Source organism: Modestobacter sp. VKM Ac-2978, assembly GCF_026968025.1.
Lineage (GTDB): Bacteria > Actinomycetota > Actinomycetes > Mycobacteriales > Geodermatophilaceae > Modestobacter.
Window position 1 is genome coordinate 333,620 of record NZ_JAPVBP010000001.1, and the last position, 25,041, is coordinate 358,660.

Sequence of the window (25,041 nt, forward strand, 5' to 3'; positions counted from 1 at the left end):
ACAACACGGTCACGCCCCGACCCCCGGCGTCCCACGTCGTGGGAAAGGTGTGTTAGTCATGCATCTCCACAAGCCACCGGCGGCTGCGGTGGCGCCTCGTCGCGCCTGCGGGCCGCCGCCCATGAGAACGAGGTAGCGGATGAACTCCGTGTCCAGGAGTGGCCGGCGTGCGCTGGTCGCCACAGCGGGCATCACGGCGACGGCGCTGGCGCTGTCGGCGTGTGGCGGCGACGACGGGGACGGCGGCGGCTCCGGTGGCGGCGACTCGCTGATCATCGGCACCACCGACAAGATCACCACGATCGACCCGGCCGGTTCGTACGACAACGGCTCCTTCGCCGTGATGAACCAGGTCTACCCGTTCCTGATGAACACCCCGCTGGGCAGCCCTGACGTCGAGCCGGACATCGCCGAGTCGGCCGAGTTCACCTCGCCCACCGAGTACACGGTGACGCTGAAGGACGGGCTGACGTTCGCCAACGGCAACGAGCTCACCGCCTCGGACGTGAAGTTCTCCTTCGACCGCATGGTCGCGATCAACGACGAGAGCGGCCCGTCGTCGCTGCTCTACAACCTCGACAGCACCGAGGTCGTCGACGACACCACCGTGGTGTTCAACCTGAAGTCGCCCGACGACCAGGTGTTCCCGCAGATCCTCTCCAGCCCGGCCGGCCCGATCGTCGACGAGGACGTCTTCGCCGCTGACGCGCTGACCACCGACCAGGAGATCGTGGACGGCAACGCCTTCGCCGGCCCGTACGCGATCACCAACTACGACCAGAACAACCTCGTGTCCTACGAGGCGTTCGAGGGCTACCAGGGCCTGCTCGGCGCACCGGAGACCGAGACGGTCAACGTCCGGTACTACGCGGACGCGTCGAACCTGAAGCTCGACGTCCAGGAGGGCAACGTCGACGTCGCCTTCCGCAGCCTGACCGCGACCGACGTGGAGGACCTGCGCGGCGACGACTCCGTCAACGTCGTCGACGGCCCGGGCGGGGAGATCCGCTACATCACGTTCAACTTCAACACCCAGCCCTACGGCGCGACCACCCCCGAGGCCGACCCGGCCAAGGCCCTCGCCGTCCGGCAGGCCGCTGCGCACCTGATCGACCGCGAGGAGCTGGCCGACCAGGTCTACAAGGGCACCTACACCCCGCTGTACTCCTACGTGCCCGAGGGCCTCACCGGCGCCGTCGAGCCGCTGCTGGAGAAGTACGGCGACGGCTCGGGCGCCCCGGACGCCGAGGCGGCTGCGCAGGTGCTGCAGGCGGCCGGCGTGCAGACGCCGGTGGAGCTCAACCTCCAGTACTCCAACGACCACTACGGCCCGTCCTCGGGTGACGAGTACGCGCTGATCAAGGACCAGCTGGAGTCCAGCGGCCTGTTCACGGTGAACCTGCAGACCACCGAGTGGGTGCAGTACTCCGAGGACCGCACCTCCGACGTGTACCCGGCCTACCAGCTCGGCTGGTTCCCGGACTACTCCGACGCCGACAACTACCTGACGCCGTTCTTCCTCACGGAGAACTTCCTGGGCAACCACTACTCGGACCAGGCGGTGAACGACCTGATCCTGCAGCAGGCCACCACCACCGACCCGGCCGAGCGGCAGGCGCTGATCGAGCAGATCCAGGGCGAGGTCGCCGACGACCTGTCGACGCTGCCCTACCTGCAGGGTGCCCAGGTCGCCGTCACCGGGACCGACGTGGAAGGCGTCGAGGACACCCTCGACGCGTCCTTCAAGTTCCGCTTCGGGGCCATCAGCAAGGGCTGATCGAGCCGGAGCAGACCGCCCCGGGCGACCCGCCCTCCGTGGGTCGCCCGGGGCACCGGCATGTCCGCCGCCACCGCAGGCTGGGAGAGATGACCACCACCACGACCGAGCCCACCGGGAGCACCGCCGACCCCGCCGGCGCCCCCGACCCCGCGCCCCGGCGCCGGCGGAAGGGCAGCGGGGGGCTGGGCAGCTACCTGCTCGTCCGCTTCCTGCTGATCTTCCCGACCATCTTCATCCTGGTCACGACCGTCTTCTTCCTGATGCGGGCCACCGGTGACCCGATCACCGCCGCACTCGGTGGGCGGCTGCCGGCCGACCAGCTGGCCGAGCGGGTCCGGGAGGCCGGGTACGACCGGCCGCTGATGACCCAGTACCTCGAGTACCTGGGCAACCTGGTGCAGGGCGACTTCGGCACCACGCTCAGCGACCGGCGTCCGGTCCTCGAGGTGCTGACCACCTTCGGCATCGCCACGCTCGAGCTGACCGTCTACGCGCTGATCGTGGCGTTCATCGTCGGCATCCCGCTGGGCATGCTGGCCGCCTACTTCCGCGACCGCTTCCCCGACGCGGTCCTGCGGGTCTTCGCGATCCTCTGCTACGCCACGCCGGTCTTCTTCGCCGGCCTGCTGCTCAAGCTCGTCTTCGCCTCCGGGCTGGGCTGGCTGCCGGTCGCCGGCCGGGCCTCCACCGGCACGGAGATCGAGCTGCAGTTCCTGGAGAGCCCGACCGGCTTCTACCTGATCGACGCGCTCCAGACCGGCGACTGGGAGATCATCAGCGACGTCCTGGCGCACGCCGTCCTGCCCGCCATCGCGCTGGGCCTGCTGACCGCCGGCATCTTCCTGCGGCTGGTCCGGACCAACGTGATCGGCACGCTGGGCACCGGCTACGTGGAGGCCGCCCGCTCGCGGGGCGTCGCGGAGTCCCGGCTGCTGCGCAAGCACGCCTACCGCCCGGCGCTGATCCCGATCATCACCGTCATCGGCCTGCAGATCGCCATCCTGCTCGTCGGCGCCGTGCTCACCGAGACGACGTTCGAGTGGAAGGGCCTGGGCTTCCAGCTGGCCCAGTACCTGCAGGCCCGCGACTTCGTGGCCGTGCAGGGCATCGTCGTGCTGCTGGCGGTCATCGTGGCCGTCACCAACTTCATCGTCGACATCATCGCCGCGCTCATCGACCCCCGGGTGAGGTACTGACATGGCCACGGCGACCTCCGTGCCCACCGCGGCCGGCCCGGCCGGCGAGCCCGGTACGGCACCGTCCCGCCGGCGCCGGTCCTGGCGCTCGCTGCCGATCGTCCACCAGCTGCGGCAGAGCGTCGGCCTGCAGCGCGGCATGCTCGTGGCCGGGCTGGTGCTGATGGGCGTCTTCCTGCTCACCGCGCTGTTCGCGCCGCTGCTGGCGCCCTACGAGTACGGCCAGCTGCGCGACGCCGAGGGGCTGTTCGGCGCCCAGCGGCCACCGTCCGGCGACCACCTGCTCGGCACGACCGTGGGCGGGTACGACGTGCTGTCCCGGGTGATCTGGGGCTCACGGACGGCGCTCTACGTGATCGTCGTCGCCGTCCTGCTGTCGATCGTCGCCGGCGTGCTGCTCGGCCTGGTCTCCGGCTACTTCGGCGGCTGGCTGGACCGGGTGCTCGTCGTCATCGCCGACGCGATCTACGCCTTCCCGGCGCTGCTGCTGGCGATCATCGTGGCGATCGTCATCAGCGGGGGGCAGTCCAGCCTGTGGGGCGGCATCATGGCCGCCGCCATCTCCATCACCGTGGTGTTCATCCCGCAGTACTTCCGGGTGGTCCGGGCCGAGACGGTGCGGATCAAGGCGGAGGCCTTCGTCGAGTCCGCCCGGGTCATCGGGGCGAGCAACCGCCGGATCATGCTCCGGCACGTGCTGCGCAACGCCACCCGCACGCTGCCGCTGATCCTCACGCTGAACGCCTCAGAGGCGATCCTCACCCTGGCCGGCCTGGGCTTCCTCGGCTTCGGCATCCAGCCCACCGCCGCCGCGGAGTGGGGCTACGACCTGCAGCAGTCGCTGTCCGACGTGACCAGCGGGATCTGGTGGACCTCGCTGTTCCCCGGCCTGGCGATCGTGCTGGTGGTGCTCGGGCTGACGCTGGTCGGCGAGAGCCTCAACGACCTCGCCGACCCCCGGCTGCGCACCCGCCGCCGGGTGGCCGACCAGGAGCCGGCGGAGGAGGGCGAGGTCGCCGCCGTCCCCGGCGGTGCGCTGACCAGCGGACCGGCGGGCGTTGGTGGCCTGGGGGTCACGGTGGCCGGCGAACGACCCGGGACGCCGGCCCCGGCCGGTGCCACCGGTGCCGAGCCCGCTGACGGGCAGGTGGCCGGGCCGGACGTGACCGGCCGGGACGGAGGAGGGACCCGCTCATGAGCGTCGTCGACATCAAGGACCTGCAGATCTCCTTCGCCACCGACGCCGGTGCCGTCACCGCGGTGCAGGACGTCACCCTCGCCGTCCAGGCCGGTGAGGTGCTGGCCATCGTGGGGGAGAGCGGCAGCGGCAAGACCGTCACCGCGCGCAGCATCCTGGGGCTGTTGCCGGAGACCGCGCGGGTGCGCGGTGCGGTGGTGCTGAGCAGCAAGGACGGCACCGCCGAGCAGGACGTCGTCCCACTGTCCGGTGCGCAGCTGCGCGAGGTGCGCGGGCAGGACGCCGCGATGGTGTTCCAGGAGCCCTCGACCTCGCTGAACCCGGTCTACCCGATCGGCTGGCAGATCGCCGAGGGGCTGCGGGCGCACGGGAAGTACAGCAAGAAGGAGGCCCGGGCCAAGGCGATCGACGTGCTGCGCCTGGTCGGCATCCCCGATCCCGAGCACCGGGTCGACCACTACCCGCACCAGTTCTCCGGCGGGCAGAAGCAGCGGATCGTCATCGCCCAGGCCCTGGTGCTCGACCCCGGCGTGATCATCGCCGACGAGCCGACGACGGCGCTCGACGTCACGGTGCAGGCGGAGATCCTGGAGCTGCTGCGCCGCTGCCGGGACGACTTCGGTGCCGCCATCGTGCTGATCACGCACAACATGGGCGTGGTCGCCGACCTGGCCGACCGGGTCGCCGTCATGTACCAGGGCCGGATCGTCGAGCAGGCCGACGTCCGAACGCTGTTCAGTGCACCGAAGGACCGGTACACCCAGCAGCTGCTGGCCGCCGTCCCACGGATCGGGCAGGGCGTCGAGCACACCCGGGCGCGGGCCGCCCGGCGCGAGGCCGGCTGGGCGGACGCCGCCCCGGTCGTCGAGGCGAAGGACCTGCGGATCGTCTACCCCGGCCGGATGCGCCGACCGGACTTCGTCGCCGTGGACGGCGTCAGCTTCAGCATCCGCCCCGGCGAGGTGCTCGGCCTGGTCGGGGAGTCCGGCAGCGGGAAGACCACCATCGGACGGGCGATCGCCGGCCTGACCAAGGTCAGCCACGGCTCGCTGACGGTGCTGGGCACCGAGATGAACGGGATGAAGGAGCGCGCGTTCCGGCCGGTGCGCGAGCGGATCGGGTTCGTCTTCCAGGACCCGGCGTCCAGCTTCAACCCGCTGCTCACCATCGCCGAGGCGGTGGCCGAGCCGCTCGTGGTGCACAAGCGCGCCAAGGACCCGCGTGCGGCCCGCCCGCGGGTCGACGAGCTGCTGGAGGCGGTGCAGCTGCCGAAGGCGTTCGGCGACCGGTACCCGCACGAGCTCTCCGGTGGGCAGCGGCAGCGGGCCAGCCTGGCCCGGAGCCTGGCGCTGCAGCCGGAGCTGCTCATCGCCGACGAGCCGACCTCTGCGCTGGACGTGTCGGTGCAGGCCCGGGTGCTGGAGCTCTTCGACGAGCTGCAGCGGGAGCTCGGGTTCGCCGCGCTGTTCATCAGCCACGACCTGGCCGTGGTCGACCTGCTCGCCGACCGGATCGCGGTGCTCTACCGCGGCCAACTGGTGGAGGAGGGCACGGGGGCCGAGGTGCTGGGCGCGCCGAAGCACCCGTACACCCAGCGGCTGATCGCCTCCCTGCCAGTGCCCGACCCCGACGAGCAGGCCCGCCGCCGCACCCACTGGAACACCCTCCGCGCCGCGGACAGCTGACCGGGAGGGGCCAAGATCGCGACCTTGGCCCCTCTCGGGTCGTCGGTCTCGGGGGTGACGGCTGATCCCGGAGTCGGCTGGGTAGCGGCTCCGACGTGACGGTGATCGAGCTGCTGGCCGGACTCGCCCTGCTCACCGTCGGTGGGGAGTTCCTGGTGCGCGGGGGCTCGGCCCTGGGTCGCGCGGCCGGCATCTCCCCGCTGGTCATCGGGCTCACCGTGGTCGCGTTCGCCACGGCCGCGCCCGAGCTGGCCGTCTCGCTGGACGCCGCGCTGACCGGCGTGGCCGGGCTCGCGGTCGGCAACGTGGTCGGCAGCAACATCGCCAACGTGCTGCTGGTCGGCGGGCTCACCGCGCTCGCCGCACCACTGGCCGTCGACCGGGGGCTGCTGCGCGGCGACGTGCCGGCGCTGCTCGCGCTGTCGGTCCTGCTGCTCGTGCTCGCCGCCGACGGCACCGTCGCACTGTGGGAGGGGTTCCTGCTGGTGGCCCTGGCAGCGGGGTACCTCGGCTGGAAGGTGCGGGCCGGCCGGCGCGAGGGGGCCCCGGAGGAGACCGGTGCCGCCCGGCCGCCCGTCCGGCCGCGCTCGTTCCTGCCCCCCGCCGGCTCCCTGCTGGCCGGCCTCGCCCTGCTGGTCGTCGGCGCCCGGCTGCTGGTCGACGCCGCCACCACGATCGCCTCGGCGCTGGGGCTCTCCGACCTGGTCATCGGGCTGACCGTGGTCGCCATCGGCACCTCGCTGCCGGAGCTGGCCACCTCGGTGGTGGCCGCCGTGCGCGGCCAGCGGGAGATGGCGCTGGGGAACATCGTGGGCAGCAACGTGCTCAACATCGGGATGGTGCTCGGGCTCACCGCCGTCGTCGCCCCGGGCGGCCTCCCGGTCGACCCCTCCGCCCTGCGCTTCGACGTGCCGGTGATGATCGTCGTGGCGTTGGCGCTCGTGCCGCTGCTGCTCACCCACGCCACGTTGGCGCGCTGGGAGGGCGGGCTGCTGCTGGCCTGGTACGCGGTCTACGTCACCGTGCTGGTGCTCACCGCGATCGGCTCGAGCGCCGCGCCCGCGGTCACCGCGGTGGCGCTGTGGGGACTGCTGCCGCTCACCGTCGTGGGCCTGGCGGTGCTCACGGCCCGCGAGATCGGGCGGCGGCGCCGGGCCGCCGCCGCGCGCTGACCTGGAGGGGCCAGGATCGCGACTTTGGCCCCTCTAGGCCGTCAGCGGGTGCGGCCGCGGGGCTTGAGGGGGAGCGGGGGCAGGGCGGGGGCGCCGAGCCGGTGGCCGTCGAAGCCGGGGACGTCGGTGAACCGGTCGCCCTCGGCCCACTGCTCGGCGTACTCGGCGATCTCCTCACCCGTCCGGCCGACGAAGTTCCACCACATGACGATTCGCTCCTCGAACGGCTCGCCGCCCAGCAGCAGGAGCTGGGCGGCGTCGTCCGCGTGCAGCCGGACGGTCCGCCGGCCCGAGCCCAGGTAGAGCATCGCCCCGGGGGTGAGCGGCACGCCCTCGACGTCGGCGGACCCGGAGGCGGTGAGCACCGCGTACTCGAAGTCCGGTTCCAGCGGCAGCTCCACGTCGGCGCCGGCGGAGAGCGCCAGGTCCACGCCGACCAGCGGGGTGTGCGCCGTCCCCGGTGAGGTGGCGCCGGCCATCGCGCCCATCAGCACGGTCGCCTGCACCCCGTCGGAGTCGAAGCCCGGCAGCGCGGTGTGGTGCTCGAAGGCCGGGGCGACGTCCCGGACGCCGTCGGGCAGCGCCACCCACAGCTGCGCGCCGTGCAGGTACCGCGGGTGCACCGCCGGCGACTGCTCGGCGTGCGCGATCGCGTGGCCGGCGGTCATCAGCGCCAGCTCGCGCGGCCGGATCACCACGTCGCTGCCGAGGGAGTCGCGGTGGTGCACCTCGCCGTCCAGCAGCCAGGAGACCGTCTGCAGCCCGGTGTGCGGGTGCGGCAGCACCTGCATGCCCTCGGAGCCGAACACGTCGTCCGGCCCGTAGTGGTCGACGAAGGCCCACGCGCCCACCAGCCGCCGGCCGAGGGTGGGCAGCAGCCGGCGGACGTGCGTGGCCGCGCCGAGCAGCACCTCCTTGCCCGGCAGCAGGTCCAGCGCCGGTCCGGCCGACGCCTGGGCGCGCCCGCCCAGCTCGTGCGGCGCCGGCCGTGGCTCGAGGTTGCTCATGGCCGCCTTCCTACTCGCTCAGACCGTGCACGTCACCGTGCGCGACCCGGGCAGCCGGGATGGTGCCGAGCCGGCCGGCGGAGGCGTCGGTCATCGCGTCCAGCACCTCCTGCCGGGTGTTCATGACGAACGGCCCGTACATCGCGATCGGCTCCCGGATCGGCAGGCCGCCGAGGACGACGACGTCGAGGTCCGGTGTGCGGGCCTCGGCGTGCCGGTCGCCGGGCCGGGTGCCGTGCACGGTCACCGTGTCGCCGGGGCCGAGGACGGCGAGCTGCCCGGTGTGCACCGGAGCGGCGTCGATGCCGACCGCGCCGGACCCGGAGAGCACGTAGACGAGCGCGTTGAAGTCCGGCCGCCAGGGCAGGTCCAGCGACGCCCCGGGGGAGACGGTCGCGTGCACCATCGCCATCGGGGTGTACGTGCTGCCCGGGCCGCGGTGCCCGCCGACGTCGCCGGCGATCACCCGCAGCAGCGCCCCGCCGTCCGGGCTGGCCAGCAACACCGACTGGCGCGCCCGCAGGTCCTGGTAGCGCGGCTCCACCCACTTCTGCGCCGCGGGCAGGTTCACCCACAGCTGCAGGCCGTGGAACAGCCCGCCGCTGAGCACCAGCGACTCCGGCGGCCGCTCGATGTGCAGGACGCCGCCGCCGGCGGTCATCCACTGGGTGTCGCCGTCGCTGATGGTGCCGCCGCCCCCGTGGCTGTCGGCGTGCTCGAAGGTGCCGTCGAGGAGGTAGGTGACGGTCTCGAAGCCGCGGTGCGGGTGCCACGAGGTGCCCTTGGGCTCACCGGGGGCGTACTCGACCTCGCCCATCTGGTCCATGTGCAGGAACGGGTCGAGGGCACGCAGGTCGACGCCGGCGAAGGCGCGCCGGACCGGGAAGCCCTCGCCCTCGAAGCCGGACGGCGCAGTCGTCACCGAGCGCACCCGGCGGCGGACCGTGCGGGGCGCGGGGAGTGGGACCCGGGCGAGCGTGGTGGTGTCCTCGACGGTCACGGCGGGCATGGCGGCCTCACTTCTGTTGAGGGCTCAACTAGATGCCACTGTAGGCCGCAGCGGCCGGGCTGTCTCCTCCTCAGCCGACCAGCCGGACGACGCCCGTCCCGCTCAGGTCCCGCAGCACCGCCGGGCGGCCGAGCATCGCCAGCAGGAGGTCGTCCCCGTGGCCGCGCACCTCCGGGTCACCCGGGGTGCCCCACGACCAGTCGACGTCGCTGGCCACCCAGTGCAGCCCGGTGGCCCGCTGCCGGCTGCGGAACGGCCGCCCGAGCCGTACCGCGGCCTGCAGTGCGGTGCGCAGCCGGTCCGGTGGGGTGGCGGCCGGGCGTCGGAGCGGGCGCCGGAGGTCCTGTGCGTGCGCGACCGTCTCCACCAGCACCCCGCCGGGCGTGCCGTCCCGGGGCCGGCGGCCGGACTCGACGACGTCCCGCCACTGCCGCACCAGGTCGGGGACCGGAGCCCGGCCGTGCTCGGTCGCCCACTGGTTGAAGTACCGGTCGACGTCGAGCCGGGCCCGCGCCAGCCCGACCGTGGCGGCGAGCGGGCCGGTCCGGGTGGGCATGGTCAGGTGGGCGACCAGCTCCCGGACCCGCCATCCGGCGCACAGCGTGGGCGCGTCCCACTCGGCCGGGGCCAGCTCCTCCAGCAGGTCGAGCACCGCCCTGCGCTCGTCGGTGACCTGACCCCACACCCGTTCGCGGTCCATGGCGCGACCGTCGTCCCCCCGGGTGTCCCCGGGCAAGGGTCTGCCGCACGCGCCCCGGAGCCGGAGCGCCGGTTCAGCGTCCGGCGCGCCAGCGCCGGGAAGCCGCATCGGCCAGCAGCAGGAACGCCTGGGCCTCGGGGGAGTGGCCGGGCCGGTCGAAGTGCGGCGCCGCGCTCGCGCCGGTGACCCGGCCGAGGTCGTCGACCCGGTCGACCACGGCGGCGAGCAGCGACTCCCCGACGTTCCCGTACCGGTGCGGGAGCCAGCCCTCTGCCGCCCCGGTCAGCGCCGCGACGCCGAGCATCGCCGCGACGTTGGTGTCCGCCGGCGTCGCCGGGTCGTCGAGCACGTCGCCGAACAGACCGTCGGGACGGCGCAGGGGCAGGACGGCGTCCAGCAGGGCGCGCACCTCCGCGGCGACCGCGGTGCCGGCGGCTCCGGGCAGCCAGCACACCGCCCGGGCCGCACCGGCGGCGACCCAGCCGTTGCCGGTGCCCCAGGCCCGCGGGTCGGCGAGCGCCCCGGCGTCCTCGTCCCAGCGGGCGGCCCACAGCCCGCTCGCCGGGTCGCGCAACCGGCTGCGGTGACCGGTCAGCTGGGCGACCGCCCCGGCGCCGTCGCCGCGGCAGGCCAGGAAGGGCACGACCATGTAGACGGTGTCGACCCACACCTGGCGGCTGCCCAGCAGGTGGAACAGCGTCCCGTCCGCAGCCCGCGGCGCACCGGAGGACACCCAGCCGTGCTGGCGGGCGGCGGCCGCGGCCAGCGCCGGGTCGCCGAGCCGGTGCGCCAGGGAGTCGACGAACTCACCGAGCGCCGCGCCGTTCACCGCGCAGGCCGGGTCCAGCTCGGCCAGCCGGCCGTCGGGCAACTGGCGGGCCACCGCGTCGTCGACCAGCGCACGCAGCGCGGCCGCCGCACCCGAGTCCTCGAGCACGGCGGCCGTGAGCCCCTGGTCCCAGGAGTGCCGCTGGGAGACCAGGAGGCAGTCCAGCACCCGGCGGCGGACGTCGTCGTCCAGCACGGTTCCTCCAGCCGACGAACTCAGAAGGCGATCTCGGCGCCGTCCTTGAAGATCCGGCCGGTCACCGCCGGTGGCTCGCGCAGCAGCGCCAGGGCGCCCGCCGCGCTCTCCTCCGGAGTGCCCGGCGCCTCCTGACCGCCCAGGTCGGTGCGCACCCAGCCGGGGTCCAGGGCGTTGACCGCCACCTCCCCGGCCAGTTGTGCGGCCTGCATGAGCACCAGCCCGTTCAGCGCCCACTTGCTCACCCGGTAGCTGCCGATCCCGGCGTCACCGATGAGCTCGGTGGTGCCCGCCCCGGAGCTGACGTGCACCACCCGGGGGTCGGTGCCCTTGCGCAGGGTGGGCAGCAGCGCGAGCACCAACCGGTGTGGGACCACGCAGTTGACCAGCAGGCTCTCCTCGAGCGTGCCGGCCGGCTCGTCCTCGAAGCGGGCCTCGCGGGCGAGCATCACCCCGGCGTTGTTCAGCAGCACGTCCAGCGCGCCCCACCGCTGCCCGACCGCCTCGGCCAGCCGGTGCGGCGTGGCCTCGTCGGTCAGGTCGGCGGCCACGGCGGTGAAGGAGCCGGGGCCGTCGGCCAGGTCCCGGGTGAGCTCGTCCAGCCGCCGCTCGTCCCGGGCGGTGCCCAGCACGTCGGCACCGGCCGCGACCAGCCGCCGGGCGACGGCCGCGCCGACCCCGCGGGAGGCACCGGTGAGCAGCACCCGGCGTCCCGCGAGGTCGGCGGTGGAGGCGTCGGTCACGCGCCGTCCTTGGCGTGGCGGATCACGTCGGCGTAGGTGCGGGCGCTGTCCTTCGGCGTCCGGACCTGGGTGGCGTAGTCGACGTGCACCAGCCCGAAGCGCTGCGCGTATCCGCGGGCCCACTCGTAGTTGTCCAGCAGCGACCAGGCGAAGTAGCCGCGGACGTCGGCACCGGCGTCGATCGCCTCGGTCATCGCGGCGAGGTGGCGCAGCAGGTAGTCGACCCGCTCGGGGTCGTGCACCTGACCGTCCGCGGCGACCTCGTCCGGCCAGGCCGAGCCGTTCTCGGTGATGAACAGCGGCAGTCCGGGCGCGATACCGGAGATCCGGGTGAGCAGCGCGGTGAACGCCTCCGGGGAGATGCCCCAGCCCATCGTGGTGGTCGGGCCCTCGGGCTCCAGGTCCTCCACGCGCTCGGCGCCGATGAAGGTCGGGTGCTTGCCGCTGGGCTCGCTGAGCCCGCGGACCGTCGACTCGAAGTAGTAGTTCACGCCCAGCCAGTCCAGCGGGGTGGAGATGACCTCCAGGTCGCCGTCCTCGATCGGCAGCGGGGCACCGGCGTCCGCCAGGTCGGCGACGACGTCGGCCGGGTACTCCCCGGTGGCGATCGGCACCAGGAACATCCGGTTCTGCTGACCGTCGAGCCGGCGGGCGGCGTCGACGTCGGCGGGCGAGTCGGTGGCCGGCGACATCGGCGTGAAGTTCAGCGTGATGCCGAGGTGGTCGGCGCCCTTGTCCCGCATCACCTGGGTGGCCAGGCCGTGCCCGAGCAGCAGGTGGTGCACCGCACGGGAGGCCTCGACCGGGTCCTGGTGGCCGGGGGCGTGCTGGCCGGCCATGTAGCCCAGCAGCGAGCTGCACATCGGCTCGTTCAGCGTCGACCAGTGCGGCACCCGGTCGCCGAGGGCGTCGTAGACGACGCCGGCGTACTCGGCGAACCGGTACGCGGTGTCCCGGTCGGTCCAGCCGCCCTTGTCCTGCAGCGCCTGCGGCAGGTCCCAGTGGTACAGCGTCAGCCAGGGGGCGATGCCGGCCCCGAGGAGCTCGTCGACCAGCCGGCGGTAGAAGTCCAGGCCACGCTGCTCGACCGCGCCGGTGCCGGCCGGGAGCACCCGGGGCCAGGAGACGGAGAACCGGTAGGCGTCCAGGCCCAGGTCCTTCATCAGCGCGACGTCCTGGGGGTAGCGGACGTAGTGCTCGACGGCGACGTCGCCGGTGTCGCCCTGGAAGGTCTTGCCGGGGGTGTGGCTGAAGGTGTCCCAGATCGACGGCCCGCGGCCGTCGACGTCGACCGCGCCCTCGATCTGGTAGGCCGCGGTGGCGGCGCCGAAGACGAAGCCCGGCGGGAAGGTCAACCCGGCAGCGGTCTGCGGGCGCACGTCGGTGGAGGTCATGACAGAAGTGCTCCTTGCGAGGGCGAGGGCGTGGGGGGACCGCGCGGCGAGGTCAGGCCGGGCGGGGGAGGGGGAGCGGGCCCCCGCAGGGGCCCGCCGCGAGCGTGCGAGGGGGCAGGGGCCTTCAGTCGACCCGCTGCTGAGTGTGGGCGTCGAACACGTGCAGGGCACCTCGGTCCGCGCCCAGCCAGAGCTGCTGCCCGGCGGTGACCGGGGTGCGGGGCTCGGTGCGGACCACGAGGTCCGCGGAGTGCAGGACGTCGTCGGGGGCGTCGGCGAGCGAGGTGTAGAGGAAGGCGTCCGAGCCCAGCTGCTCCACCACGTTGACCCGGACCGGCAGGCCCTCACCGGGGCCGGCCAGGCGCACGGACTCGGGGCGGAACCCGACGGTCACCTTCCCGTTGCTGGCCGCGGCCCGGGTCAGCTGGTCCCGGGGGACCGGCAGCACCGCGCTGCCGACCTGCACGCCGCCGTCCACCGCGTCGCCGGTGACCAGGTTCATCGCCGGGGAGCCGATGAAGCCGGCGACGAAGACGTTGGCCGGCCGGTCGTAGAGGACGCCGGGGGTGTCGCACTGCTGCAGGACGCCGTCCTTGAGCACCGCGACCCGGTCGCCCATCGTCATCGCCTCGACCTGGTCGTGGGTGACGTAGACGGTCGTGGTGCCCAGCCGGCGCTGCAGGGCCGCGATCTGGGTGCGGGTCTGCACGCGCAGCTTGGCGTCCAGGTTGGACAGCGGCTCGTCCATCAGGAAGACCTGCGGGTTGCGCACGATCGCCCGGCCCATGGCCACGCGCTGGCGCTGGCCACCGGAGAGGGCCTTGGGCCGGCGGGACAGGTACGGCTCCAGGTCCAGGATCTTCGCCGCCTCGCGGACCCGCGTGGCGCGCTCGTCCTTGGAGATGCCGGCGAGCTTGAGCGCGAAGCCCATGTTCTCCTCGACCGTCATGTGCGGGTACAGGGCGTAGTTCTGGAACACCATCGCGATGTCCCGCTCCTTGGGCGGGGAGTCGGTGACGTCCCGGTCGCCGATCACGATCGACCCGGTGTCGACCTCCTCCAGCCCGGCGAGCATCCGCAGCGACGTGGACTTGCCGCACCCGGAGGGCCCGACCAGGACGAGGAACTCGCCGTCGGCGATCTGCAGGTCCAGGGAGTCGACCGCAGGCCGCTCGGACTTGGGGTAGATCCGGCTGGCCTGCTGGAACGAAACGGTGGCCATGGTCAGGCACCTCTCGGGAGGAGGGAGGGGGAGGACGGGGTCGCGCAGTGGGTCATCCCTTCACCGCGCCCTGCATGATGCCGCCGACGATCTGCTTGCCCAGGATCGTGAAGACGATCAGGACGGGCAGGGTGCCGAGCAGCGTGCCGGCCATGATCACCGAGCGCTGGGGCACGTAGCCCGAGCCCAGCCCGGCCAGCGCCACCTGGACCGTCGGGTTGGCGGTGGTCAGCGCGATGAGCGGCCAGAAGAACTCGTTCCAGGCGGTGAGGAACGTGAGCATCGCCAGCACGGCCATCGCCGGCCGGGCGACCGGGACGACGATCGACCAGAAGATCCGGAACGTCGAGGCGCCGTCGACCCGGCCGGCCTCCAGCAGCTCGTTGGGCAGCGCGGAGATCAGGTACTGCCGCATGAAGAAGACGCCGAAGGCGCTGACCAGCGTGGGCAGGATGACCGCCTGCAGCTGGTTCACCCACTGCAGCTCGGCGATCATCATGAACAGCGGGATCACCGCCAGCTGGGTCGGCACCATCATCGTGCCGATCACCAGGCCCAGCAGCACGCCCTTGCCGCGGAACTGGAGCTTGGCGAAGGCGAAACCGGCCAGCGTGCAGAAGAGCACGGTGCCGACGGTGATGCTGCCGGCGACCAGGACCGAGTTGAGGATCGCCTTGCCGATCGGTGCCTGCTCGAGGGCTGCCTGGAAGTTGTCGAACAGGCTGGCGTTGGGCAGGAACGGCGGCGGGGTCGCGGCGATCTCGGCGTTGGTGTGCGAGCCCGCCACCAGGGTCCAGTAGAGCGGGAAGATCGACACCAGCGCCACCAGGGTCAGCAGCGTGTAGGTGACCGGGCCGGGCTTGCCGGCCTTGCTGCCGCCGCGGTGGCCGCGGCGGCGGGCCGCGGGGGCCGCCGGGGACGCGTGCCGGCCGGTCTCGGTGACGGGGGGAGCGAGGGTCGCCATGCCGGTCTCCTACCGGTCTGCCCGGGTGCGGAGGCGGCCGATGACGGCGTTGACCCCCACGATCACCAGGATGATCATGAACATGGCCCAGGCCGTGGTGGCTGCCTGACCGATGTGGAAGTTGCTCCAGCCCTGCTGGTACATCAGCAGGCCGAGCGTCTGGTACTGCCCCGAGGCGCCGCCGGAGGTGGTGCCGTTGCCGGCGAACAGCAGCGGCTCACCGAACAGCTGCACGGCGCCGATGGTCGACACGACGATGGTGAACAGGATCGTCGGGCGCAGCGACGGGATCGTCACGTGCAGGAACTGCTTCCACTTGCTCGCGCCGTCGATCTCGGCGGCCTCGTACAGCTCACCGGGGATCGACTGCATCGCGGCCAGGTAGATCAGTGCGTTGTAACCGGTCCAGCGCCAGGTGACGATCACCGCGATGGCGACCTGGCTGCTGACCGTCCCGGCCTCCCAGTCGATCGCCTGCAGGCCGACGGCTTCCAGCATGGTGTTGATCAGGCCGTAGTCGCGGCCGAAGAGCTGGGAGAAGACCAGCGTCGCCGCGGCGATGGACGTCGCGTAGGGCATCAGCATCACGGTGCGGAAGAAGGTGCGGCCGCGGAGCTTGTAGTTCAGCAGGTGGGCCAGCCCCAGGGCCATGCAGAGCTGGGGCACCGTGGCCAGGATGCCGATGGTGAGGGTGTTGCGGGCGGCGTTCCAGAAGAACTCGCTCTGCAGCAGGCTGCGGTAGTTGTCCAGCCCGACCCAGGTGCCGCCGTTGATGTTCGACAGGCTGGTCTCGTGCAGTGAGACCCAGGCGGTGTACATGAACGGGTAGAGGCTGAACGCCGCGAACACCAGGAAGAACGGTGCGACGTAGGCGTAGCCCCAGCGGTTGCGGGTCAGCTGCCGACGCTTGCGCGGGCGGGCGGGGGAGGTGGCGACGGAGGCCGGTGGTGGTGCGGCGATCGCCGCTTCCCGGACGGTGCCACTCGCGATGGTCATGCAGGGTCCTCGACGGTGTCGGTGGGCGCGGATCGGGCCGGGCGGGTCCCGGGGGCGCGAGCGGGCCGGGACGGCGGGGGCCGGTGCAGGTGCCCGGGAGCGGGTGACGCTCCCGGGCACCGCGTCCGGTCGGCGGTGCGCTGTGCTGAGCCGGGCTCAGCCGCCGGTTGCCTGCTGCGCGGCCTTCAGTGCGTTGTCCCAGCCCTCGGCGGGGTCCGCACCGCCGGAGGCGATGTCGGTCAGCGCCGTGGTGAACGCCTCCTGGATCTGGGTGTCGTACGGGCCGATCGGGGTGCGCTGGATGTTCGCCGCCGACTCACCGAAGATCTCGCCGGTCGGGGCGCTGCCGAAGTACTCGTTGGTCGCGCCGACGACCTCGGGGTCCTCCGCTGCCTGCGGGCTGGAGGGGAAGTGCGCCGCGCGGGTGAACATCTTCACCTGCTGCTCCGGTGCGGTCAGCCACTCGACGAGGTCCTTGGCCGCCTCGGCGTTCGGGCCGTCGGCCGGGACGCCGAGGAAGGAGCCGCCCCAGTTGCTGGCGCTCTCGTCGGAGCCGGGCAGCGGGGCGATGTCCCAGAGGCCGGCCCCGGTCTCACCCATCTGGGAGTTGATGTACCCGAGCATCCACGCCGGGCAGGCGATCGTGGCGAACGCACCGTTGGAGAAGGCGGCGTTCCATTCGTCACCGAACTGGCTGAGGTTGGCGGTCAGCCCCTCGTCGGCGGCCTGGCTGGCGTAGTCCCACGCCTGCTGCACGCCGTCGCTCTCGGCCGGGATCGGGTTGCCCTCCTCGTCGTTGTAGGCCAGGTCGCCCTGGTACACCGAGGAGGAGAAGATGCTCGCCGGGCTGTCGACGAAAGCGCTGTCGGCGGGCTTGGTCGGCGAGGCCATGTACTGCTCCGCGACCTCGAGGTACGCCTCCCAGGTCGGCCAGAGCTCGGCGACCTCGGCCCGGTCGGTGGGCAGGCCGGCCTGCTCGAAGAGGTCCTTGCGGTAGCACATGGCCTGCGGGCCGGTGTCGGTGCCGAGGGCGATCGTCTCACCGTCGGAGGTGGAGGCCTGGCCCCACTTCCAGTCGTAGAAGTTGCCCTCCAGCTCGTCGGCGTTCTCCTCGGCGGCGAAGTCGACGAAGGCGTCGGCGTGGTTGCGCACCACGTCGGCGATGAAGCCGATCTCCAGGGCCTGGACGTCGTCGAGGCCGGAGTTGGCGGCCAGCCGGGTCTGCAGCGACTTGTAGTACGCGGCGGACTGGGCGACGTTGTTCTGCTTGATCGTGACGTTCGGGTGGAGCTCCATGTACTCGTCGTAGAGCCCCGCGTTGTCCAGGTCCATCGTGCCGAACGTGCCGACGGTCAAGGTGACCGGGGCGTCCGGGTCGTAGTCGGCGGCGTCGGCGCTCGCGTCGTCCGAACCGCCACAGCCGGCGGTCAGCAGGACCGCGGCCAGTGCCGCACCCCACGCCGCCCTGCTCTTCGAGGAATGGAACATCTGACCTCCTGGGTCGTCCCGGGACGCGTGCTCCACTGCATCGTCCACCGGGGGCGTGAGAACGCTCTCACGGCCGTGGCGCACAGAGTGGTCTGGGCCACATCCGGCTGTCAAGTAACAGCTGGGTAACGCCCTAGGACTGTCGGAGAGCGCTCTCACGGTGCACCATGAGCACACTGGCCCGAGCACTGGAGACACATTGACCGACACGACCCCGCGCGCCGCGGTGCCGACGCTGGACGAGGTCGCCGTCCTCGCCGGCGTGTCCCGCGCCACGGTGTCCCGGGTCGTCAACGACTCACCGCGGGTGAGCCCGGAGGCCCGGGAGGCGGTGCGGTCGGCGATCGCCGAGCTGCGCTACGTGCCCAACCGGATGGCCCGCAGCCTGGTCACCCGGCGCACGGACACCATCGCGCTGGTGCTCAACGAGCCCAACACCCAGGTGTTCTCCGACCCCTTCTTCGCCAGCATCGTGCGTGGTGTCTCCGCCACCCTGGCCGACACCGACCTGAACCTGGTGCTGCTGACCGCACAGGACGAACGCGAGCAGCAGAAGATCGGCCGGTACGCCCGCCAGGGCCACGTCGACGGCGTCATCCTGATGTCGGTGCACAGCGACGACCCGCTGCCCGACATCCTCGCCGAGGCCGGGGTGCCCCTGGTCATGTGCGGGCGGCCCTTCGACGACCGGGCGGTGGCCTACGTCGACGCCGACAACCGCGGCGGTGCCGAGGTCGCCACGGCGCACCTGGTCGCCACCGGACGCCGCCGGATCGCCACCATCACCGGGCCGCTGGACATGATCGCCGGGGTCGACCGGCTCGCCGGCCACCGGGCGGCGCTGGCCGCGGCCGGGCTGCAGTCGTTCCCGCAGCTGGAGGCGGAGGGCGACTTCACCGAGGCCGGCGGCGCCCGGGCGATGGAGTCGCTGCTGGGTCGCGACCCCGAGCTGGACGCGGTGTTCGTGGCCTCGGACCCGATGGCGGTGGGGGCGCTGAGTGCGCTGCGCCGCGCCGGGCGGCGGGTGCCCGAGGACGTCGCCGTGGTCGGCTTCGACGACGCCGCCGTCGCCACCCGGTGCGACCCGCCGCTGACCACGATCGCCCAGCCGCTGGCCGACATGACCCCGCTGCTCACCGAACTGCTGCTGCGCCAGATCGAGGGCGTGGGGGAGGCGGTGGAGTCCCGGGTGTGCCGCACCTCGCTCGTCCGGCGCGCCTCGGCGTAGCAGCGGGCGCCGCCCCACCGGTCGAGGTGTCGGCCGGGTCACCGTCGAAACGCGCGGGACACAGGCCCTGTCTAGGTTCGTCGCATGGCGGACCTCTTCGACGGCTACCCGCTCGGGCAGCAGTGGGACGAGATGTTCGCGGCCCCCGGCCGGCCCCGCGCCCCCTACACCGGCCTGTTCAGCTCGCTGCAGCCGATGTCGGGGGAGGAGCTGGCCGCCCGGGCCGACGTCCTCTCGCAGACCTACCGCGACGCCGGGGTGACCTTCGCGCACGCCGGCGAGGAGCAGCCCTTCCCGCTGGACATCGTGCCCCGGGTGATCGGCCACCAGGAGTGGTCGGTGATCGAGCGCGGGGTGGCCCAGCGGGTGTGGGCCCTGGAGGCGTTCCTGGCCGACGTCTACGGCGCCGGCGAGGTCTTCGCCGACCGGATCGTGCCGCGCAGCGTGGTCACCACCAGCGCGCACTTCCACCGGGCCGCGCACGGGCTGGTGCCGCCCAACGGCGTCCGGGTGCACGTCAGCGGCATCGACCTGGTGCGCGACGAGGCCGGCGACTTCCGGGTGCTGGAGGACAACCTCCGCTCGCCGTCGGGCGTCAGCTACGTGATCACCAACCGGGCGGCGATGACCTCCGTGCTCCCGGAGCTGTTCGGTGACCACCGGGTGCAGCCGGTCGCCGAGTACCCGGGCCGGCTGCTCGCCGCGTTGAAGGCCTCGGCACCGGCCGGCGTCAGCGACCCCACGGTCGTGCTGCTCACCCCCGGCGTCTACAACTCCGCCTACTTCGAGCACGCGCTGCTGGCCCGGCAGATGGGCGTGGAGCTGGTCGAGGGCCGGGACCTGGTGTGCTCCGGCGGCCAGGTCAGCATGCGGACGACGGACGGCCAGCAGCGGGTCGACGTCATCTACCGCCGGATCGACGACGAGTTCCTCGACCCGGTCCACTTCCGCTCCGACTCGGTGATCGGCTGCGCCGGCGTGCTCAACGCCGCCCGCGCCGGCCGGGTGACCATCGCCAACGCGGTGGGCAACGGCGTCGCCGACGACAAGCTGCTCTACACCTGGGTGCCCGACCTCATCCGGTACTACCTGGGCGAGGAGCCGGTGCTCGCCAACGCCGAGACCCACCGGCTCGACGAGCCCGACACCGTCGAGTGGGTGCTCGCCTCGCTCGACCAGCTGGTGCTCAAGCCGGTCGACGGCTCGGGCGGCAAGGGCATCGTGATCGGGCCGCGGGCGGACGAGCGGACGCTGGAGGAGCTGGCGGTCAAGGTGCGCAGCAGCCCGCGGGACTGGATCGCGCAGGCGCCGATCGGCCTCTCGACGTCCCCGACGCTGATCAACGGCCGGATCGCCCCGCGGCACGTCGACCTGCGGCCGTTCGCGGTCAACGACGGCACCGACGTCTGGGTGCTGCCCGGTGGGCTGACCCGGGTGGCGCTGCCCGAGGGGGAGCTGGTGGTCAACTCCAGCCAGGGCGGCGGCTCGAAGGACACCTGGGTGATCAGCCCGCCGCGCCCCGCGGTCGAACCGGCCCCCGAGCACGACGTGACCCGGATCGAGTTCACCACCGAAGACCTGCCCGTCGAGCCGCCGGCCCAGGACCCGGGCCCACCCAACGACAACGCCCTCGCCCAGTCCCAGCAACAACAACAGTTGAAGGACCCCGTCCTCCTCACCCCTCGCAAGCTCGGGGCGAGCCTCTGGACGGGGCCGACGGACGTCGATGGCGGAGGTGCGCGGTGCTGAGTCGGATCGCGGAGTCGCTGTTCTGGATCGGGCGCTACGTCGAGCGCGCCGACGACACCGCCCGGATCCTCGACGTGCACACCCAGCGGCTGGTCGAGGACCCGTGGATCGACGAGCAGCGGGCCTGCGCGAACCTGCTGGCGCTGATGGGTGCGCCCTGCCCGCCCGAGGAGGCCGACACCGAGCGGGTGCTGGCCACCCTGGCCTTCGACCGGGCCAGCCCGAGCTCCATCACCGGAGCGCTGTCGGCCGCCCGGGAGAACGCCCGCGGCGCGCGTGAGGTGCTGTCGGCGGAGATCTGGGAGTCGCTCAACGTCACCCACAACGCGCTGCCGCAGCAGCGCACGATGGCCCGCCGGTACGGCCCGCACTCGCTGTTCCGGTTCGTCCGGGAGCGGTCGGCGATGGTCTTCGGCCTGGCCGACGCCACGATGAGCCGCGACGAGGGCTGGCTGTTCCTGATCCTGGGGCGGTCGCTGGAGCGGGTCGACATGACCGCCCGGATGCTGTCCACCCGGGTGCTGGCCGGTGACGCCGCGCCGTCCTGGACCCTCGTGCTGCGCTCGACCGGCGCCTACGAGCCCTACCTGCGCACCTACCGCGGCGCGGTCAACTCCAGCCGGGCCGCGGAGTTCCTGCTGCTGGACCGGTTGTTCCCGCGCTCGGTGTTCGCCTCGCTGGAGCGGGCGGAGGGGTGCCTGGCCGAGCTGGAGCGGGCCAACGTGCGCGAGGGTCACCGGATCGGCGTCGCCGGCGAGGCGCACCGGATCGTGGGCCGGGCCCGGACGATGCTGGAGTTCATGCAGACCGACGAGATCCTGGCTCGGCTGCCGGCCCGGCTCGACGAGCTGCAGCGCACCTGCTCGGCCGCCAGCGAGGCGGTCACCAACCGGTTCTTCACCGAGCAGGCACCCCAGGTCTGGGTGCCGGAAGGCGTGGGGTGAGCGCGGTGCCGCAGTCCCAGTCGCAGGGGGGCCAGAGCCAGTCGCAGGTCCAGTCCGGCCCGGTGCGGGTGCCCAGCGACCGCTGGCGGCTGCAGGTCGTGCACCGCAGCGCCTTCCGCTACGGCGGGCCGGTCCGCTCCTCCTACAACGAGGCCCGGATGACCCCGGAGAACAGCAGCCGGCAGACCACGCTGCGCTCCCGGGTGGAGATCGAGCCGACCGCCACGGTGCACGCCTACCGCGACTACTGGGGGTCGACGGTCACCGCCTTCGACACCCACGGCCCGCACACCGAGCTCGTCGTGCAGGCCACCTCGGAGGTGGAGGCCGGCCCGGAGCCGCACGTCCCGGAGCCGGTCGACTGGGCCGACCTGGCCGTCCCCGACCTGCAGGACAGGTTCGGGGAGATGCTGCGTCCGACGCCGCTGACCGCGATGGACGACCCGGTGGTCGCCGAGGTGCGGGCCGTCGTCGGGGACGCCGGCCCGCGGCAGGCCGGGCACCTGGTCTGCGGCTTCGTGTACGAGCACATGGCGTACCTGGCCGGTTCGACCAACGTGAAGACGAACGCGATGCAGGCGTGGACGCACCGCAAGGGCGTCTGCCAGGACATCTCGCACGTCTCCGTCGGTCTGCTCCGCGCCCTGGGCCTGCCCGCCCGGTACGTCTCCGGGTACCTGCACCCCGAGCCCGCGGCGGCGATCGGGCAGACGGTCACCGGCGAGAGCCACGCCTGGGTGGAGTGGTGGGACGGCGGGTGGTCCGGCTTCGACCCGACGAACTCGGTGGAGATCGGACCCCGGCACGTGACGCTGGCCCGGGGGCGCGACTACTCCGACGTCCCGCCGCTGAAGGGCATCTTCTCCGGCCCGCGGAGCGAGGGCTCGAGCGTGACGGTGGAGGTCACCCGCCTCGCCTGAGCGGGCGGCGATGACTTCTGCGGTCGGCGGCGGTCCCTCCTGACAGCGACCACGTCAGAGGAGGTTCCCGTGCAGCAACTGCTCAGGGTCCACAACGTCATGCTGTCCAGCGACGGTTTCGGTGCGGGGGAGGGCCAGAGCCTGGAGCGGCCGTTCGGCCACGCCGACCCGGCGGTGCTGGGCGCCTGGGCGTTCGCCACCGCGAGCTGGCCCAACCGCACCGAGCCCGGCGGCACCCGGGGCCTGGACGACCACTTCATGCGGGAGTTCGGGCGCAACATCGGCGCCGAGATCATGGGCCGGAACAAGTTCGGGCCCCAGCGCGGACCGTGGCGCGACCACGAGTGGCGGGGCTGGTGGGGGGACGAGCCCCCGTTCCACACGCCGGTGTTCGTGCTGACCCACCACGAGCGGCCCTCGTTCTCGCTGTCGGACACGACGTTCCACTTCGTCAGCGGTGCGCCGGCCACGGTCCTCGAGCAGGCAAAGGAGGCGGCCGACGGTCGCGACGTCCGGCTGGGCGGGGGAGCCACCACCATCCGGCAGTTCCTGGACGCCGACCTGGTCGACACCGTGCACGTGGCAGTGGCGCCGGTCGAGCTCGGCGCCGGGTCGCGGCTGTGGACGTCGCCCGACGAGCTGCTCGACCGGTTCCACCACGAGGTCGTCCCCAGCCCGAGCGGGGTGACCCACCACCTGTTCTGGCGGCGCTGACGCCCCGGCCGCCGCGGGCTGGCGGGAGCCGGTCCGGCGGACCTGGGATGCTGGGTGGTGATGAGCGCACCCCTGAACCTGGTCAACCTCGAACGGGTGCACAAGGCACACGGCACGACGGTCATCCTCGACGACGTCTCCCTCGGGGTCGCGGCCGGTGAGCGGATCGGCATCGTCGGCCGCAACGGGGGCGGCAAGTCCACCCTGCTGAGCGTGCTCACCGGCACCGACGAGCCCGACTCCGGCCGGGTCACCCGCCGCGGCGACCTGGCCATGGGGGTGCTGGACCAGACCGGCACCCTCCCGGCCGGGACGACGGTGCGCGACGTCGTCCTGCCGACGTCCCGGTTCGCCGAGGAGCACGAGTGGGCCGGCGACCCCGCCGTCCGGTCGGTGCTGACCGGGCTGGAGCTGGACCGGATGGGCCTGGACGCCCCGGTGGCGCCGATGTCCGGTGGCGAGCGGCGCCGGGTCGCGCTGGCCGCCCAGCTGATCCGGCCGCTGGACCTGCTGGTGCTCGACGAGCCGACCAACCACCTCGACGTCGAGGGCGTCGCCTGGCTGGCCGAGTACGTCAAGGCCCGCGCCGGCGGCCTGCTGGTCGTCACCCACGACCGGTGGTTCCTGGACGAGGTGTGCACGACGACCTGGGAGGTCGCCGACGGCGACGTGCACGCCTACGAGGGCGGCTACTCCGCCTACACGCTGGCCCGGGCCGAGCGGGCACGGATCTCCGCGGTGACCGAGGACCGCCGGCTCAACCTGGTGCGCAAGGAGCTGGCCTGGCTGCGCCGGGGCCCGCCGGCCCGCACCAGCAAGCCCAAGTTCCGGATCGAGGCCGCGCAGGCGCTGATCGCCGACGAGCCCCCGGCCCGGGACACGATGGCGCTGGCCGGCTTCGCCGCCCGGCGACTGGGCAAGAGCGTCTACGACGTCGAGGACGTCGACTACGCCGTGCCGACCGACGACGGTCCGCGCACGCTGTTCCGCGACCTCACCTGGCACGTCGGGCCGGGCGACCGGATCGGCATCGTCGGGGTCAACGGCGCGGGCAAGACCTCGCTGCTCAAGCTGCTGGTCGGGGAGAACGAGGCCGACTCCGGCACGGTCGCGGTGGGGCAGACGGTCGCACCGGCGTACCTGTCCCAGCACGTCACCGAGCTGGACCCGCGGCAACGGGTGCTCGAGGCGGTGCAGGACGTCGCCCGGATCGCCAAGATCGGCAACCAGGAGATCTCCGCGTCCTCGCTGGCCGAGCGGTTCGGCTTCGCCGCCAACCGCCAGTGGACGCCGGTCGGTGACCTCTCCGGCGGCGAGCGCCGGCGGCTGCAGTTGCTGCGCCTGCTGATGGGCGAGCCGAACGTGCTGCTGCTCGACGAGCCCACCAACGACCTCGACATCGACACGCTGACCGCGCTGGAGGACCTGCTCGACAGCTTCCCCGGCACGGTGCTGGTGGTCAGCCACGACCGGTACTTCGTCGACCGGGTCTGCGACAAGGTGGTCGCGCTGCTGGGCGACGGCTCGCTGGCCGAGCTGCCCGGTGGCGTGGAGGAGTACCTGGCCCGCCGGGCGGCCGGTGGCGCCCCGCTGACCACCGCGTCCGGCGGGTCCCCGGGCGGGACGACGGGTGGGGCGACGTCGTCCCCGGTCGTGTCGGCGGCGGACTCCCGCGCCGCGCGCAAGGAGGCGTCCAAGCTGGAGCGCCGGATGCTCAAGCTGGACGCCGACGAGAAGAAGCTGCACGAGCAGCTGGCCGCGGCGGCGGCCGACTACGCCCGCGCGGCCGAGCTCGACGCCCAGCTGAAGGCGCTGCAGGCGGAGAAGGAGCAGGTCGAGACCGACTGGCTGGCCGCGACGGAGATCGCCGACGCCTGAGCGGTGACCGGCGCGCTCCTCGAGTCGCCG

The 25,041-nt window shown here is 72.9% G+C and carries 21 protein-coding genes; 11 read left to right on the top strand and 10 right to left on the bottom strand.

All coding sequences use genetic code 11. From position 1 onward, the window contains the following. Positions 1-139 precede the first annotated feature (139 nt). The 5 genes from O2W53_RS01560 to O2W53_RS01580 all read left to right on the top strand — a co-directional run bounded on the left by O2W53_RS01560 (position 140) and on the right by O2W53_RS01580 (position 7,031). Positions 140-1,777, top strand: a complete 1,638-nt coding sequence (locus tag O2W53_RS01560) for an ABC transporter substrate-binding protein (protein WP_269161287.1) — start codon at positions 140-142, stop codon at positions 1,775-1,777. An 89-nt stretch (positions 1,778-1,866) separates the two neighbouring features. After that, positions 1,867-2,976 carry an ABC transporter permease gene (locus tag O2W53_RS01565; protein WP_269161288.1) on the top strand — a complete coding sequence of 370 codons (1,110 nt, stop codon included), beginning with the start codon at positions 1,867-1,869 and terminating at the stop codon, positions 2,974-2,976. A gap of 1 nt (position 2,977) precedes the next feature. Next, positions 2,978-4,174, top strand: a complete 1,197-nt coding sequence (locus tag O2W53_RS01570; protein WP_269161289.1) for an ABC transporter permease — start codon at positions 2,978-2,980, stop codon at positions 4,172-4,174. Then, positions 4,171-5,859, top strand: a complete 1,689-nt coding sequence (locus O2W53_RS01575) for a dipeptide ABC transporter ATP-binding protein (protein ID WP_269161290.1) — start codon at positions 4,171-4,173, stop codon at positions 5,857-5,859. Before O2W53_RS01570 ends, O2W53_RS01575 begins: the two co-directional genes overlap by 4 nt. Positions 5,860-5,954: 95 nt before the next feature. Continuing rightward, entirely contained in the window at positions 5,955-7,031 is a 1,077-nt protein-coding gene (locus O2W53_RS01580) for a calcium/sodium antiporter (RefSeq protein WP_269161291.1), read from the top strand. A gap of 41 nt (positions 7,032-7,072) precedes the next feature. On the opposite strand, the gene O2W53_RS01585 is transcribed toward O2W53_RS01580, so the two are convergent. From O2W53_RS01585 to O2W53_RS01630, 10 genes are all read right to left on the bottom strand, one after another. Further along, positions 7,073-8,038 carry a pirin family protein gene (locus O2W53_RS01585; protein ID WP_269161292.1) on the bottom strand — a complete coding sequence of 322 codons (966 nt, stop codon included), beginning with the start codon at positions 8,036-8,038 and terminating at the stop codon, positions 7,073-7,075. Between the two features lie 10 nt (positions 8,039-8,048). Further along, positions 8,049-9,047, bottom strand: coding sequence for a pirin family protein (locus O2W53_RS01590; protein WP_269161293.1), 999 nt, complete (start codon positions 9,045-9,047; stop codon positions 8,049-8,051). 70 nt (positions 9,048-9,117) lie between these two features. Continuing rightward, on the bottom strand, positions 9,118-9,747 hold the full coding sequence (locus tag O2W53_RS01595) for a maleylpyruvate isomerase family mycothiol-dependent enzyme (RefSeq protein WP_269161294.1): 630 nt from the start codon (positions 9,745-9,747) through the stop codon (positions 9,118-9,120). Positions 9,748-9,820: 73 nt separating this feature from the next. Next, positions 9,821-10,771 (bottom strand): glycoside hydrolase family 88 protein, encoded by a 951-nt coding sequence (locus O2W53_RS01600; RefSeq protein WP_269161295.1) that lies wholly within the window; start codon positions 10,769-10,771, stop codon positions 9,821-9,823. 20 nt (positions 10,772-10,791) lie between these two features. Then, on the bottom strand, positions 10,792-11,514 hold the full coding sequence (locus O2W53_RS01605; protein WP_269161296.1) for an SDR family NAD(P)-dependent oxidoreductase: 723 nt from the start codon (positions 11,512-11,514) through the stop codon (positions 10,792-10,794). Then, positions 11,511-12,908, bottom strand: coding sequence for a GH1 family beta-glucosidase (locus tag O2W53_RS01610; RefSeq protein WP_269161297.1), 1,398 nt, complete (start codon positions 12,906-12,908; stop codon positions 11,511-11,513). The genes O2W53_RS01605 and O2W53_RS01610 overlap by 4 nt, the downstream gene beginning before the upstream one ends. Positions 12,909-13,032: 124 nt before the next feature. Next, positions 13,033-14,130: an ABC transporter ATP-binding protein gene (locus tag O2W53_RS01615; RefSeq protein ID WP_269161298.1), complete on the bottom strand. Its 1,098-nt coding sequence runs from the start codon at positions 14,128-14,130 to the stop codon at positions 13,033-13,035. Positions 14,131-14,182: 52 nt separating this feature from the next. Beyond that, positions 14,183-15,094 (bottom strand): carbohydrate ABC transporter permease, encoded by a 912-nt coding sequence (locus O2W53_RS01620; RefSeq protein WP_269161299.1) that lies wholly within the window; start codon positions 15,092-15,094, stop codon positions 14,183-14,185. A gap of 9 nt (positions 15,095-15,103) precedes the next feature. Then, positions 15,104-16,090, bottom strand: coding sequence for a carbohydrate ABC transporter permease (locus O2W53_RS01625; RefSeq protein ID WP_269161300.1), 987 nt, complete (start codon positions 16,088-16,090; stop codon positions 15,104-15,106). Between the two features lie 156 nt (positions 16,091-16,246). Beyond that, positions 16,247-17,578 carry an ABC transporter substrate-binding protein gene (locus O2W53_RS01630; RefSeq protein WP_269161301.1) on the bottom strand — a complete coding sequence of 444 codons (1,332 nt, stop codon included), beginning with the start codon at positions 17,576-17,578 and terminating at the stop codon, positions 16,247-16,249. A gap of 199 nt (positions 17,579-17,777) precedes the next feature. Between O2W53_RS01630 and O2W53_RS01635 the strand changes: the two genes are divergently transcribed. The 6 genes from O2W53_RS01635 (at position 17,778) to O2W53_RS01660 (ending at position 25,011) form a co-directional block, all read left to right on the top strand. Then, complete coding sequence (locus tag O2W53_RS01635; protein WP_269161302.1) at positions 17,778-18,806, top strand: LacI family DNA-binding transcriptional regulator; 1,029 nt, start codon at positions 17,778-17,780, stop codon at positions 18,804-18,806. Positions 18,807-18,890: 84 nt separating this feature from the next. Continuing rightward, the gene (locus O2W53_RS01640) at positions 18,891-20,555 is read left to right on the top strand and encodes a circularly permuted type 2 ATP-grasp protein (RefSeq protein ID WP_269161303.1); all 1,665 of its coding nucleotides are present in this window, start codon (positions 18,891-18,893) and stop codon (positions 20,553-20,555) included. Beyond that, the gene (locus O2W53_RS01645) at positions 20,549-21,499 is read left to right on the top strand and encodes an alpha-E domain-containing protein (protein ID WP_269161304.1); all 951 of its coding nucleotides are present in this window, start codon (positions 20,549-20,551) and stop codon (positions 21,497-21,499) included. The genes O2W53_RS01640 and O2W53_RS01645 overlap by 7 nt, the downstream gene beginning before the upstream one ends. A 5-nt stretch (positions 21,500-21,504) precedes the next feature. Then, entirely contained in the window at positions 21,505-22,419 is a 915-nt protein-coding gene (locus tag O2W53_RS01650; protein WP_269161305.1) for a transglutaminase family protein, read from the top strand. A 69-nt stretch (positions 22,420-22,488) separates the two neighbouring features. Beyond that, positions 22,489-23,133, top strand: coding sequence for a dihydrofolate reductase family protein (locus O2W53_RS01655; protein WP_269161306.1), 645 nt, complete (start codon positions 22,489-22,491; stop codon positions 23,131-23,133). A 60-nt stretch (positions 23,134-23,193) separates the two neighbouring features. Beyond that, positions 23,194-25,011, top strand: coding sequence for an ABC-F family ATP-binding cassette domain-containing protein (locus tag O2W53_RS01660; protein ID WP_269161307.1), 1,818 nt, complete (start codon positions 23,194-23,196; stop codon positions 25,009-25,011). Positions 25,012-25,041: the final 30 nt, after the last annotated feature.

Bases quoted from the DNA above. Each gene is read 5' to 3' on its own strand.
- O2W53_RS01560 (WP_269161287.1), top strand. From the start codon at position 140: ATGAACTCCGTGTCCAGGAGTGGCCGGCGTGCGCTGGTCGCCACAGCG.
- O2W53_RS01620 (WP_269161299.1), bottom strand. From the start codon at position 15,094: ATGGCGACCCTCGCTCCCCCCGTCACCGAGACCGGCCGGCACGCGTCC.
- O2W53_RS01590 (WP_269161293.1), bottom strand. From the start codon at position 9,047: ATGCCCGCCGTGACCGTCGAGGACACCACCACGCTCGCCCGGGTCCCA.
- O2W53_RS01615 (WP_269161298.1), bottom strand. From the start codon at position 14,130: ATGGCCACCGTTTCGTTCCAGCAGGCCAGCCGGATCTACCCCAAGTCC.
- O2W53_RS01625 (WP_269161300.1), bottom strand. From the start codon at position 16,090: ATGACCATCGCGAGTGGCACCGTCCGGGAAGCGGCGATCGCCGCACCA.
- O2W53_RS01640 (WP_269161303.1), top strand. From the start codon at position 18,891: ATGGCGGACCTCTTCGACGGCTACCCGCTCGGGCAGCAGTGGGACGAG.
- O2W53_RS01660 (WP_269161307.1), top strand. From the start codon at position 23,194: ATGAGCGCACCCCTGAACCTGGTCAACCTCGAACGGGTGCACAAGGCA.
- O2W53_RS01610 (WP_269161297.1), bottom strand. From the start codon at position 12,908: ATGACCTCCACCGACGTGCGCCCGCAGACCGCTGCCGGGTTGACCTTC.
- O2W53_RS01565 (WP_269161288.1), top strand. From the start codon at position 1,867: ATGACCACCACCACGACCGAGCCCACCGGGAGCACCGCCGACCCCGCC.
- O2W53_RS01585 (WP_269161292.1), bottom strand. From the start codon at position 8,038: ATGAGCAACCTCGAGCCACGGCCGGCGCCGCACGAGCTGGGCGGGCGC.
- O2W53_RS01570 (WP_269161289.1), top strand. From the start codon at position 2,978: ATGGCCACGGCGACCTCCGTGCCCACCGCGGCCGGCCCGGCCGGCGAG.
- O2W53_RS01630 (WP_269161301.1), bottom strand. From the start codon at position 17,578: ATGTTCCATTCCTCGAAGAGCAGGGCGGCGTGGGGTGCGGCACTGGCC.
- O2W53_RS01575 (WP_269161290.1), top strand. From the start codon at position 4,171: ATGAGCGTCGTCGACATCAAGGACCTGCAGATCTCCTTCGCCACCGAC.
- O2W53_RS01595 (WP_269161294.1), bottom strand. From the start codon at position 9,747: ATGGACCGCGAACGGGTGTGGGGTCAGGTCACCGACGAGCGCAGGGCG.